Annotated in this window: 11 protein-coding genes; 4 read left to right on the top strand and 7 right to left on the bottom strand. The window is 63.0% G+C overall.

Annotation, left to right across the window (positions count from 1 at the left end; all coding sequences use genetic code 11):
* Window positions 1-51 precede the first annotated feature (51 nt).
* The 3 genes from CO671_RS02200 to CO671_RS02190 all read right to left on the bottom strand — a co-directional run bounded on the left by CO671_RS02200 (window position 52) and on the right by CO671_RS02190 (window position 5,443).
* Complete coding sequence (locus CO671_RS02200) at window positions 52-3,252, bottom strand: multidrug efflux RND transporter permease subunit (RefSeq protein ID WP_097604160.1); 3,201 nt, start codon at window positions 3,250-3,252, stop codon at window positions 52-54.
* Window positions 3,253-3,390: 138 nt separating this feature from the next.
* Complete coding sequence (locus tag CO671_RS02195) at window positions 3,391-4,581, bottom strand: efflux RND transporter periplasmic adaptor subunit (protein WP_097604159.1); 1,191 nt, start codon at window positions 4,579-4,581, stop codon at window positions 3,391-3,393.
* A gap of 46 nt (window positions 4,582-4,627) precedes the next feature.
* Window positions 4,628-5,443, bottom strand: a complete 816-nt coding sequence (locus CO671_RS02190) for an alpha/beta hydrolase fold domain-containing protein (RefSeq protein WP_097604158.1) — start codon at window positions 5,441-5,443, stop codon at window positions 4,628-4,630.
* Window positions 5,444-5,606: 163 nt separating this feature from the next.
* On the opposite strand from CO671_RS02190, the gene CO671_RS02185 reads away from it, so the two are divergent.
* Complete coding sequence (locus CO671_RS02185) at window positions 5,607-6,518, top strand: LysR family transcriptional regulator (RefSeq protein ID WP_097604157.1); 912 nt, start codon at window positions 5,607-5,609, stop codon at window positions 6,516-6,518.
* A gap of 230 nt (window positions 6,519-6,748) precedes the next feature.
* On the opposite strand, the gene CO671_RS02180 is transcribed toward CO671_RS02185, so the two are convergent.
* Window positions 6,749-7,492, bottom strand: a complete 744-nt coding sequence (locus CO671_RS02180) for an SDR family oxidoreductase (RefSeq protein WP_097604156.1) — start codon at window positions 7,490-7,492, stop codon at window positions 6,749-6,751.
* A 119-nt stretch (window positions 7,493-7,611) separates the two neighbouring features.
* Here CO671_RS02180 and CO671_RS02175 point away from each other — a divergent pair, with 119 nt between their 5' ends.
* From CO671_RS02175 to CO671_RS02165, 3 genes are read left to right on the top strand one after another with little or no spacing between them, the layout of a single operon-like run.
* Window positions 7,612-8,520, top strand: a complete 909-nt coding sequence (locus CO671_RS02175; RefSeq protein ID WP_097604155.1) for a LysR family transcriptional regulator — start codon at window positions 7,612-7,614, stop codon at window positions 8,518-8,520.
* Between the two features lie 43 nt (window positions 8,521-8,563).
* Complete coding sequence (locus tag CO671_RS02170) at window positions 8,564-8,878, top strand: hypothetical protein (RefSeq protein WP_097604154.1); 315 nt, start codon at window positions 8,564-8,566, stop codon at window positions 8,876-8,878.
* A 49-nt stretch (window positions 8,879-8,927) separates the two neighbouring features.
* Window positions 8,928-9,545: a DNA-3-methyladenine glycosylase gene (locus CO671_RS02165; RefSeq protein WP_097604153.1), complete on the top strand. Its 618-nt coding sequence runs from the start codon at window positions 8,928-8,930 to the stop codon at window positions 9,543-9,545.
* Here CO671_RS02165 and CO671_RS02160 read toward each other — a convergent pair whose 3' ends face one another.
* From CO671_RS02160 to CO671_RS02150, 3 genes are read right to left on the bottom strand one after another with little or no spacing between them, the layout of a single operon-like run.
* Window positions 9,546-11,087: a DHA2 family efflux MFS transporter permease subunit gene (locus CO671_RS02160; RefSeq protein WP_097604152.1), complete on the bottom strand. Its 1,542-nt coding sequence runs from the start codon at window positions 11,085-11,087 to the stop codon at window positions 9,546-9,548.
* The gene (locus tag CO671_RS02155; RefSeq protein WP_097604151.1) at window positions 11,080-12,300 is read right to left on the bottom strand and encodes an HlyD family secretion protein; all 1,221 of its coding nucleotides are present in this window, start codon (window positions 12,298-12,300) and stop codon (window positions 11,080-11,082) included. The genes CO671_RS02160 and CO671_RS02155 overlap by 8 nt, the downstream gene beginning before the upstream one ends.
* A complete protein-coding gene (locus tag CO671_RS02150; RefSeq protein ID WP_010029563.1) occupies window positions 12,293-12,757 on the bottom strand; it encodes a MarR family transcriptional regulator in 465 nt (154 codons plus the stop codon). The genes CO671_RS02155 and CO671_RS02150 overlap by 8 nt, the downstream gene beginning before the upstream one ends.
* Window positions 12,758-12,893: the final 136 nt, after the last annotated feature.

Raw genomic sequence — 12,893 nt, 5'->3', positions numbered from 1 at the left:
GAGAACCGCAGTTCCCGCCCGATTTACTCGACAAAGGAAGGTTGAATTCCGTTATTCGGCCGCGAGCCTGATGACCTCGGCCTCTTCCTCCTTGTGCTCGTCCGGCTTGTGCTGAACGAGCGGGCGGTTGCCCGTCATCCGGCGCAGCAGCACGTAGAACACCGGCGTCATGAAGATGCCGAACAACGTCACCCCGATCATGCCGGAGAAGACCGCGACACCCATGGCGGCACGCATTTCCGCACCGGCGCCGGTCGAGACGACGAGCGGCACGACGCCCATGATGAAGGCCATGGAGGTCATGAGGATCGGGCGAAGGCGCAGCCGGCTGGCTTCGACCGCGGCCTCCCGCGGCGTTCTGCCCTCGAACTCCAGTTCACGGGCGAACTCGACGATGAGGATCGCGTTCTTCGCCGATAGACCGACAAGCACGACGAGGCCGATCTGGGTGAAGATATTGTTGTCTCCACCGGTGAGCCAGACACCCGTCAGCGCGGCCAGCACGCCCATCGGCACGATCATGATGATCGCAAGCGGCAGCGTCAGGCTTTCATACTGGGCGGCCAGCACCAGGAAGACGAGCAGCAGCGCCAGCGGGAAGACGACCACGCTCGAATTGCCGGCCAGGATCTGCTGATAGGTCAGATCCGTCCACTCGAAGTCGATGCCCGCAGGCAGTGTCTCGCGAAGGATCTTCTCGATTGCCGCCTGCGCCTGGCCGGAGGAGAAGCCCGGCGCCGGACCGCCGTTGATGTCGGCGGCAAGGAAGCCATTATAGCGGTTGGCGCGCTCAGGACCGGTGCTCGGCTCCACCTTCAGGAGGGCCGAAAGCGGGATCATCTCACCCGATGCCGAACGAACCTTCAACTGGCCGATATCTTCCGGCTGGGCGCGGAATTTCGCATCGGCCTGCACCCGGACGCTGTAGGTGCGGCCGAAGGCGTTGAAGTCGTTCACATAGAGCGAACCGAGATAGATCTGCAGCGTCTGGAAGACGTCGGTGACGGAAACTCCGAGCTGCTCGGCCTTGGCGCGGTCGAGGTCAGCATAGAGTTGCGGCACGTTGATCTGGAAGCTGGAGAACAGCCCGGCAAGTTCAGGCGTCTGATAGGCTTTGGCGAGCACCGCCTTGGTTGCCTCGTCGAGCGCCTGGTTGCCGAGGCCGGCGCGATCCTCGATCTGCAGCTTGAAACCGCCCGTCGTGCCGAGACCGTTGACCGGCGGCGGCGGGAACATGGCGATGAAGGCGTCCTGGATGGCGCCGAACTTCTGGTTCAGCGCCATGGCGATGGCGCCACCCGAGAGATCGGGCGTCTTGCGCTCCTCGAAGTCCTTCAGCGTCACGAAGACGATGCCGGCATTGGAGGAATTGGTGAAGCCGTTGATCGACAGACCCGGGAAGGCGATCGCATTGGCAACGCCCGGCTGAGCGAGCGCGATGTCGGTCATCCGTTTGATGACGTTTTCCGTACGGTCGAGGCTTGCGGCATCCGGCAGCTGGGCAAAGCCGATCAGATACTGCTTGTCCTGCGACGGCACGAAGCCGCCCGGGACGGTGGTGAACATGCTGTAGGTCGCACCGACCAGCGCCAGATAGACCACCATGACGATGCTCTTGCGCGACACCAGCCCGCCCACACCCTTGCCGTAGGCGTTCGAGCCGGCGCCGAAGACACGGTTGAAGCCGCGGAAGAACCAGCCGAAGATGGCGTCCATGAACCGCGTCAGCCAATCCTTCGGCGCGTGGTGCCCCTTCAAGAGAAGAGCTGCGAGCGCCGGAGACAGGGTGAGCGAGTTGAAGGCCGAGATGACGGTCGAGATCGCGATCGTCAGCGCGAACTGGCGATAGAACTGACCCGACAGGCCGGAGATGAAGGCGAGCGGCACGAAGACCGCGACCAACACTAGCGCGATCGCCACGATCGGACCGGAGACCTCCTTCATCGCTTTGTAGGTCGCCGCCCGCGGCGACAGGCCGTGCTCGATGTTGCGCTCGACGTTTTCGACCACGACGATTGCGTCGTCGACAACGATGCCGATCGCGAGCACCAGCCCGAACAGACTGAGCGCGTTGATCGAGAAGCCGAAGACATACATGACCGCGAAGGTGCCGATGATCGAGACCGGAACCGCGATCAGCGGGATGATCGAAGCGCGCCATGTCTGCAGGAACAGGATGACGACGAGGACGACGAGTGCGACGGCTTCGAGCAGCGTATCGATGACCTTCTCGATCGAGGCGCGCACGAACTTCGTCGTATCGTAGACGATCTCGTATTTGACGCCTTCGGGCATGGCCAGCTGCAGCTGGTCCATGGTCGCGCGCACATTGTCGGCGATCTCGATCGCGTTCGAACCGGGCGCCTGAAGAACGGCGACGGCAACAGCCGGCTTGCCGTCGAGCAGCGAGCGCAGTGTATAGTCGGCGGCGCCGAGCTCGATGCGGGCGACGTCGCGAAGGCGGGTGATCTCGCCGTTGGCGCCCGTCTTCACGATAATGTTGCCGAACTCTTCGGGCGTGCGCAGGCGGCCCTGAGCGTTGACGTTGAGCTGCAGGTCGACGCCCGGCTGGCTGGGCGACGCGCCGATGATGCCGGCGGCGGCCTGGACGTTCTGCGAGCTGATGGCGTTGCTGATATCGCTGGCAGCGAGATCGTGCTCGGCGGCCTTCTGCGGATCGATCCAGACGCGCATCGAATAGTCGCCGGCGCCGAAAACCTGCACCTGGCCGACGCCCGGAATGCGGGCGAGCCGATCCTTGACGTTGAGGGTCGCGTAGTTGCGCAGATAGGTGATGTCGTGACTGTCGCCATCGGAGACGAGATTGACGACCATAATGAAGTCGGGCGAGCTCTTGACCGTGGTGATGCCCAGCGCACGGACTTCCGCTGGCAGGCGCGGCTCGGCTTGCGAAACGCGGTTCTGCACGAGCTGCTGCGCCTTGTCGGGATCGGTGCCGAGCTTGAAGGTGACGGTCACGTTGAGCACGCCGTCCGACGTCGCCTGGCTCGACATGTAGAGCATGCCCTCGACGCCGTTGATCTGCTCCTCGAGCGGTGTCGCCACCGTTTCGGCGATGACCGACGGGTTGGCGCCGGGATAGGTGGCGCGCACGACAACCGATGGCGGCACGACTTCAGGATATTCGGAAATCGGCAGCGCCCTGAGGCCGATCAGGCCGGCAACCACGATGAGGACCGAAAGAACGCCGGCAAAAACCGGGCGATCGACAAAGAATCTGGAGATGTTCATATCAAAGCCCTCTCCGGGGTGAACATGGATGCAAAGTCCCTCTCCGGCGGCTTGGGAGCCACCGGCGGGTCATATCAATTCGAGCATGGGCCCTCCCCGGGCGAGGCATCGCCTTGCTCCGCCGGGGAGGGTGAAGTCTTACTGAGCGGTCGCGACCTTCTCTTCCATCTGCGGCACGACGACGGCGCCCGGACGGATGCGCTGCAGACCGTTGACGACGATCTTTTCGCCGGCATTTAGGCCGCTTTCGACCACCCGTTGACCGTCAGACAGCGTGCCGAGCTGCACCTGCCGATAGGCCACCTTGTTCTCGCCGTCGACGACGAAGACGAACTTCTTGTCCTGATCGGTGCCGACGGCACGATCGCTGATGACGATCTTGTTCTCGGCCTTCGGCTGGCCCATGCGCACCCGCACGAACTGGCCAGGGATCAGGCGCCCGCCCGGATTGTCGAAGACGGCGCGCACGCTGATTGTGCCGCTTGATGCATCGACCTCGTTGTCGATCAGCTGCAGCTTGCCCTTGATCGGAGTGCCGCTGTCGGCCAGGGTGCCGACCTCGACGGGGATTTGTTCGACCGGCGGCAGGGCGCTGTCCGTCTGCGGCAGCTGGGCAAGGGCACGCGTCACCATCTCTTCGCTGGCATTGAAGCTCGCATAGATCGGATCGACCGAAACGAGCGTCGTCAGTTCAGGCGAAGCCGAGCCGGCCGCAACCAGGTTGCCGGCGGTCACCTCGATCTTGCCGATGCGGCCCGACACCGGCGCCCGCACCTCAGTATAATCGAGATCGAGCTGGGCCGACTGCAATGCGGCCTGCGCCGAACGCAGTCCTGCCTGCGCCTCGGCCAGCGCGCTTTGGCGCTGATCGAGATCGCTCTGGGAGATGGTGCGGTTGTCGGAAAGCCGGCGGCCGCGATCGAGTTCGGTCTGCGCCAGGCTGACCTTCGCTTCGGCCGAGGCGACCTGGCCCTGCGCCTGCGCCACGCTCGCCTGATAGGGAGCCGGGTCGATGGTGAACAGCAGGTCGCCCTGCTTGACCAGCGCACCTTCGCGGAACGCCACCGACAGGATGGCGCCGGCGACGCGGGAACGAACCTGGACACGGTCGACGGCTTCGAGGCGGCCGGAGAAACTCTCCCAGGCCGTCACGTCGCGCGCCGCGACGACGGCAACCGTCACCGGCACAGCGGGAGGCTGCGCCGGGGCGGAAGCGGCCGTGGCGGTCGTGCTCATCGGCAGTTCGAAAAACAATGCAGCGCCGGAAACCGACGCAATAAGGCCCATGCCGGCGCCCACCAGGGCCCAGCGCTTGCTTCTGGACGTCATCAGTACTCTCCTTGCGGCCCCAAGCCGCCGAAATATCAGATCTTCTTCAATGCAATTGCGGTTGGACGCTTACGTCCTGAAGGAAATCTCCGAAATGGCGGCTGACGTGTTCCTGCCAATCGGGCACTTCCCCGGATTTCCCACCATAAATCGAGGGCCAGCCCGTCCCGGCGGGAATGACATGCTGGCGCACACCGACACCCGCCTTCTTCAGGCGGGCGCCGTAACCAATTGTTTCGTCGTGCAGAGGATCGTCCTCGGCGGTGAAGATCAGCGCCGGCGCAACGCCTGCAAGACGCGAACAGAGGCAAGGCGCTGCGTAAGGGTGGCAGCCGCCGCCGCTCAAGTAATGGCTCCAGCCCTCCGTCCAGCGCTGGCGCATGCCGATGGCCTCCGCCTTGCGGATCGAAGAGGTGCCCATGAAGGGATCAAGCAGCGGCGAAATCAAAACCTGACCGTCGAGCGCGTCGGGCAGCTGGTCGCGCGCCTTCAGCGCCACACCGGCGGCGACATTGCCGCCGGCCTCCTCACCGGCCACGAACAGCAGCGACTTGCGGTCACCAAGACCGGCAGCGCGCTTGTTGGCGAGGTAGGTGAAAACGGAAAAGGAAACTTCCAGCGCCTTCGGAAACAGATTGCCGGACAGGCTGCTGTAATCGACGGCGGCGACGATGGCGCCGGCCTTGGCGAGGCTGATCGCCACCGGCCGGTCGACATTTGTCTCCTGATCGAGAAACGCGCCGCCATGCAGGTAAAGCACGATCGGCGGCCCTTTGCCGTAATCGGCGCCCTGGTAGATGCGTGCGGAAACGGGGCCGATGGCCACCTTGTCCAGCATCATATCTTTCCATTCCACCGTCATGTTCCGGCCTCTGTGCGCATCGCGACAAACAGACAACGCCCGTCGCTTGCATTTTGCATAAAAAAGATATTGTTATTCAGAACAGGGAATAAGAAGCGATATCGCGATTACACTGTTCCAATTCTCGAATAATGGTGCAACGCAAACTGCGGACTTGAAACCGATGGATCAGCTTTCGGCAATGCGCGTCTTCATCCGCGTGGTGGAGACGGGCAATTTCACCCGCGCCGCCGACATGCTCGCCATGCCCAAGGCGACGGTGACCAATCTTATCCAGGGCCTGGAGGCGCATCTGCGCACCAAGCTTCTGAACCGTACCACGCGCCGGGTGATGGTGACCACGGACGGCGCGCTTTATTACGAACGCGCCGCCCAGCTTATCTCCGAACTGGAGGAACTCGACGGCAGCCTCTCCAACTCGCAGAGCCTGCCGAGCGGGCGGCTGCGCGTCGAAATGAGCGGCGCCTTTGCTGACGCAATCGTCGTCCCGGCCCTTTGCGACTTTTATCAGCGCTATCCCGACATCCGTCTGGACCTCGGCGTCAGCGACCGCACGGTGGATTATCTGGTCGAAAATGTCGATTGCGCGTTGCGGGCCGGCACGCCCGCCGACCAGTCGCTGATCGCCCGGCGCGTTTCGGAGATGGAACTCATCACCTGTGCTTCGCCAAATTACATCCAGAAATTCGGCATGCCCGAACGCCCCGAGGATCTGGAGGCCGCACACTACTCGGTCAATTATTTCCGCGCTCAGAACAACCGGACGCTGCCCTTCGAATTTCGCAGGGACAACGAGACGATTGAGACCAACCCGCGCTATATCGCCTCCGTCAACGACAGCCGCACCTATCTGACTGCGGCGCTGACGGGGCTCGGCGTCGCGCAGGTGCCGACCTTCATGGCGCGCGAGCCGATGCGGCGGGGCGAACTCGTCCGCGTGCTGCCGGAATGGCGCCGTGATCCGATCCCGCTCTATGTCGTCTATCCGCCGAACCGCCACCTCAGCAACAAGGTCCGCGTTTTCGTCGACTGGCTGGTGAAGCTTCTGGTCGAGGCCAAGCTGAACGACTATTGAGCGGCAAAACAGATACGGCCCGGAAGGAGGGGTACCTTCGACGGGCCGCAATATTTTGAACATCGGGCCTGTCGCGCCGCAGAGCGGGCGCGGCAGGCTCTGGAGGTTCGTAAGAGAGCGTCAGGGAACGCCACTCTCTCGCGATAAAGCAGTTATAAGCACTCTCCATAAGATTGTAAGAGGGAAAACCCACAAGCGTCGTTCACATAATCGCGATGAGGTCACCTTCGTCAGATCATGCCGCCATTGGCGCGCAGCGTCTGGCCATTGATCCAGCCGCCGTCCGGGCCGGCGAGGAAGGCGACCGCCGATGCGATGTCCTCGGGCGTGCCGAGGCGCTCCAGCGGGTTCATCTTCGCCATGCGGACGACGAGTTCCTCTGGTTTGCCGTTGAGGAAAAGATCGGTGGCGACAGGACCGGGCGCAATCGCATTGACGGTGATATTGCGGCCGCGCATTTCCTTGGCCATGATCGCCGTCAGCGTTTCGACGGCCGCCTTGCTCGCGGCGTAGACGCCGTAGGTTTCAAGCTTCAGCCCGACGACCGAGGTCGAGACGTTGATGACCCGGCCGCCGTCGCGCAAGCGCCTGGCCGCTTCCCTCAGCGTGTTGAAGGTGCCCCTGAGATTGACGCCGATCTGGCGGTCGAAGCTTTCGTCGTCAGCCTCGGCGAGCGAGGAGAGCCTCATGATGCCGGCATTGTTGACGAGCACGTCGATGCCGCCGAAAGCGGTTTCCGCAGCATCGAACATGCGGCGCACGGCGTCCGCATCGCTGACATCGGCTTTCTCGGTCAGCGCCTTGCCGCCGGCCTGCTCGATCTCCCGGGCCAGTTCTTCGGCTGGGGTGGCATTGCCGGAGTAATTGATGACGACGGTGAAACCGTCTCTGGCGAGGCGTCTGGCAACCGCCGCGCCGATACCGCGGGAAGCACCGGTGACCAGTGCGACCTTGCTGCTTTGGTTGGAAGCCATTGTTCTTCTCCTTCATCTGCGCCACAGCGCGCTTTTCGATCGAAAGAAGATGCGGCTTTTGCCGACGCGGATAATCATGCATTCTTCGGCATCACTATCCGGGAAAGGCGAACAAACAGATGGACAGGTTCGATGCCATGCGTGTGTTCTGCCGTGTTGTTGAACGCCGCAGCTTCACCCTTGCCGCGGAAGACACCGGCCTGCCGCGCTCGACCGTCACCGATGCGGTCAAACAGCTCGAAGCCCGCCTCGGCGTACGCCTGCTCCAGCGCACCACGCGCCATGTCAGCCCGACGCTCGACGGCGAGGCCTATTACCAGCGCTGCCTGTCGATCCTCGCCGACATCGAGGATGCCGAAGGCGCCTTTGCCGGCGCCAGACCGAAGGGGCTGCTGCGCGTCGATGTGCACGGAACGCTCGCCCGCCACTTCGTGTTGCCGCGCCTGCCGTCCTTTCTCGATGCCTATCCGGAGATCGAATTCCATATGAGCGAGGGCGATCGGCTGGTCGATCTGGTTCGCGAAGGCATCGATTGCGTGTTGCGCGTCGGTACGCCCGGGGATAGCGACATGGTCGCCCGCCGTCTCGCCATGCTCGACGAGATCACCCTCGCCTCCCCCGCCTACATCGCCGCCCACGGCCTGCCGCAGCATCCGGACCGGCTGACCGGCCACCGCATGGTCGGCTTCCGCTCCAGCAGCACCGGCACTCTGCTGCCGCTCGAATTCATCGTCGACGGCGCCGTGCGCAACATCACCCTTCCCGCGACCGTCGCCGTCAACGCCGCCGAAAGCTATATTTCCGCGGCAAGGATGGGCCTCGGCCTGATCCAGATCCCGCGCTATCACGCTGAAAAAGATCTCACGGAGGGAAGGCTGGTTCGCGTGCTAGAGGATTTTCCGCTGACCCCGACGCCGGTATCCCTGCTCTACCCCCGCAACCGCCAGCTTTCACCGCGCGTGCGCGTCTTCATCGACTGGCTGGTGAAGGTCTTCGCTCGACAAAATCCGGAAAGCGCGCATCATTAAGACGCGCCTTGCGCATGCAACCGCTTTTTTTCGGGGGAAGGCCATGGCACTCAGCGACATCACTGTCTACCAGACGGAAGACGGCTTCGTCGTCGAATTCGGCGGCGAGGGCGAAGACAGCATTGCCGTGACGCTGCGCAGCACGCCCGGACTGACCCAGGAAAATGCCGTCTCGCGCGCCAAGACCCTGCTTGCGACAGCCATCGAACCCGCCCATGGCGACGGCCCGCGCAGCAAGGATCCCGCCCTGCTCGAAGAAGAACTGGAAGAGGGACTGGAAGATACTTTCCCGGCAAGCGACCCGGTCTCGGTCACCGTCTCCTCGATCCCGATGCGCGATCCGAATGCCGGCCACTGATGCCTGCCCCTCCGCTGCGATGGTTTTGGGATGACGGCCGCCACGTCGAATGGTATCTGCCTCGGCCATGACCGATGGTGGAACGAAAGCCGGCGCGATCGGCGCCGGCGCGCTTGCCGGTGAAAGCCTCAAGGCGTTTTTCGAGCGCGACGCGATCACTGTTGCCCGCGCTCTGCTCGGCTGCCATCTCACAGTCGATGGGGCCGGCGGCCGCATTACCGAGACCGAAGCCTATTTCCCCGATGACGAGGCCTCGCACAGCTTCCGCGGCCCGACCAAGCGCAATGGCGCCATGTTCGGCCGCCCGGGCAATGTCTACATCTACCGCATCTACGGCATGTACTGGTGCCTGAACTTCGTCTGCCATCCGGGTTCGGCCGTGCTCATCCGGGCGCTTGAGCCGGAAACAGGAATCCCTCTGATGATGCGGCGGCGCGGCACCGACATGCTGACGGCGCTTTGCAGCGGCCCCGGCAAACTCTGCCAGGCGCTCGGCATCGATATCGAGATCAACGACCGGCTGCTCGACCGCCCGCCCTATGCGCTGACGCCCTCCGTGCCGGTGCCGATCGTTTCGGGAAAACGCATCGGCATCACCAAAAATGCCGACGTGCCATGGCGCTTCGGCATTCAGGGATCGCGTTATCTCAGCAAGCCATTTCGCTGACTATTCCATGACAGCGCTGTGGTCGACGGCGGGCGCCGCTTTCGGCTTGCGCAGCAGCAGAACCAGCGGAATGACGGCAAGCGACATCAGCATCAACAGCTTGAAGTCGTCCATATAGGCGATGATCGTCGATTGCAGCGTGATGATCTCGTTGAGCGAGGCGCGCCCGGCCGCCGTCACGGGACTGAGCCCCTGCGCCGCCACCGCGTTGAAGGCGTGGTTGAACGGCGTCACATAGGCTGCGATCGATTCATGATTGCTCTGCGTGTTTTCGACGATCAGCGCCGAGACGATCGAGATGCCGACCGACGAGCCGATGTTGCGCGACAGATTGTAGAGGCCGGTGCCGTCGCCGCGCATATGGGCGGGCAGCGTGGCGAAAGCGATCGTCGTCAGCGGCACGAACAGGAAACCGAGACCGGCGCCCTGGATGAAACCGACCGAGACGATCGTCCATTGCGAGACGTCGGGCGTCCAGCCGGTCATGTCGTACATCGCCCAGGCAGTCAGGCCGAGGCCGAGCACCAGCAGCCAGCGTGTATCGACCTTGCCGATCAGCCGCCCGACGATGAACATGCAAAGCATGGTGCCAAGCCCGCGCGGCCCCATGACGATGCCGGCGGTGATGACGGGATAGCCCATCAGCGTCTGCAGATAGGGCGTCATCAGCGCCAGCGAGGCGAGATAGGTGATGCCGATCACGAAGATGAAGATCATGCTGATCGTGAAATTCTGGTCGAGGAACAGCTTCGGATTGACGAAGGATTTCTCCGCCGTCAGCGTGTGCACCAGCAGCAGATAGAAGGCGGCGGCGCAGATGATGGCTTCGAGCATGATCTCGCCGGAGGAGAACCAGTCGAGCTGCTCACCGCGGTCGAGGAAGAGCTGCAGCGAGGCGATGAGCAGGCTCATCATGCCGAAACCGAACCAGTCGAGCTTGGCGAGCGCATCCCTCTTCGTTTCCGATACGAAGATGACGATACCGGCAAAGGCAAGCGCGCCGATCGGCACGTTGATGTAGAACACCCAGCGCCAGCTGATATTGTCGGTCAGCCAGCCACCGATGACCGGGCCGAGGACCGGCCCGACCATGACCGAGACGCCGAAAAGCGCCATGGCCGAACCGCGCTCCTCGACCGTATAGATGTCGAGCAGGATGCCCTGGGAAAGCGGCACCAGCGATGCACCGAACAGGCCCTGCAGCAGGCGGAAGGTGACGATCTGGTTCAGCGATTGCGCCAGGCCGCAGAGCACCGAGGCGCCGACGAAGCCTGATATGGCGACGAGCAGCACGCGCTTGCGGCCGAACTTGGCGGCAAGGAAGCCCGACGGCGGCGTCATGATCGCCGCCGCGACGATGTAGGATGTCAGCACCCAGTTGATCTGGTCGGCGGAGGCCGACACGCTGCCCTGAATATAGGGCAGCGCCACGTTGGCGATCGTCGTATCCAGCGCCTGCATGATGACGGCGAGAATGACGCAGGCGGTGATCGCGCCGCGATTGGCAACAGGGGTCGCCGGAGATGCGGGAGCGTTACTCATGATCCTTGCCCTGAGGCCGGCCCAGAAGCTTGTTGACGAAGTCGGGCAGTCCGCGGGCATGGCCGGTTTCGACATCGACCACCGTGCTCATGCCGACGCGAAGCGGCGGCTTGCCCTCGGTATCCTCGATGCTGACGCGCATCGGAATGCGCTGGACGACTTTCACCCAGTTGCCGGTGGTGTTCTGCGCCGGCAGCAGCGAGAAACTGGAGCCGGAGGCCGGGCTGATGCTCTCGACCTTGCCTTTCCACGTCACGCCGGGATAGCTATCGACGTAGATCTCTGCCGTCTGGCCGGGTTTGACATAGGTAAGCTCGGTCTCCTTCGGGCTGGCGGCAATCCACAGATGGTCGGTGGCGACAAGCGAGAAGGCCTGCTGCGAAGCCTGCAGGTAGGAGCCCACCTGCAAGGCGTTGACATTGGTGACGATGCCGTCGAAAGGCGCCTTGACGATGCTGTGGTCGAGTTCACGCTGGGCATTGTCGACATTCGACCTGGCCTGCAGATAGAGCGGGTTTTCCTCGACCGGCTGGTCGGCAGAGCCGCCGAGCTGGGCAAGCGTCGTTGCCGCTTCCGCCTTGGCGACGGCAACCTTCTGGCTGGCGGCCTCGAGATTGTGCTTGGCCTCGTCATAGGCGGATTGCGTCGCGCTGCCGTTGTTGACAAGGCTCTGCTGCCGGTCGAACTGCTCCTTGTAATAAGGCAGATCGGCCTGCGCCTGCGTGATCTCGGCGAGCGACTGCTGATAGCTCGCCTTGAGGTTCATGATCTGGTTGCGCTGCGCGCCGAGCTGCGCCTTGGCGCCATCGAGCGCAATCTTGAAGGAATCCGATTTCAGGCTGAAGAGCACCTGTCCCGCCTTGACCGCCTCGTTCTCGTGCACGTTGATTTGCTCGACGATGCCCGAGACATCGGTGGTGACCCCGACCATATCGGCCTGGATATAGGCGTTGTCGGTCGACATCACCTGGCCGCCATTGACGTAATAATAACCGCCGACGACGAGCGCCACCGGCAGCAGGGCGAAAAGGACGGGCCGTGTGAGACTGCGCCGGCGGCGGACCTTGTTGCCGCCAGGCGCAGCCACGGCGGCAGCCGGCGCTGAACTGGATGAAGGCGCTTCGGCTACCGTTTCCTGCTGTTTGACTTGGTTTTCGTCAGATGTCTTGGCATTGGCGTCGGCAACGACGCGGAGGTTGGGTTGATCAGCCATCGTTCATCTCATTTTCTTCAACTGGTGTTCGGCAAGCCTGCACCAGGTTCGTCTTCATTGCGGATAGGATCTGGTAAAGCAGCTCGCGCTGCTCGGCCGAAACGCCTTCGAGCGCCTCGGCGCGGGTTACATCGCCGAGCTCGCGCATTTCGGCGAGCAGCGGATGGGCTTCTTCGCGCATGTAGAGCAGCCAGATGCGCCGGTCGGTCGGGTGCTGGCGGCGTTCGATCAGCCCGCGTTCGGCGAGCTTGTCGAGAATGCGCACCAAAGTGATCGGCTCGATTTCAAGGATTTCGGCCAGGCCGCTCTGATGGATGCCTTCATTGTTGGAGAGATAGGCAAGCGTCTGCCATTGCGACCGGGTCAGCCCAAGGCACTTCGCGCGCTGCTCGAACCGCTTGCGCAGCAGTCGCGCGACGTCATGGAGTAGGAAGCCGAGTGTGGGCGTAGCGCTCATGAAAACCTGTGACCGTTAATTTATAAGCATACTTATAATATCGGTAGATATATTGAGCTTGCCGCCAGAACAAGGACGCAGACGGCAGATTCAGCAATGTCGGCTGAAATGCCGCAGCTTGGGCTCGGGCCCGTTT

Source organism: Rhizobium sp. M10, assembly GCF_002531955.1.
Taxonomy (GTDB): Bacteria; Pseudomonadota; Alphaproteobacteria; order Rhizobiales; family Rhizobiaceae; genus Rhizobium; species Rhizobium etli_C.
The sequence above is the reverse complement of the archived record's forward strand: the minus strand, read 5'-3'. Positions and strand labels throughout refer to the sequence as shown.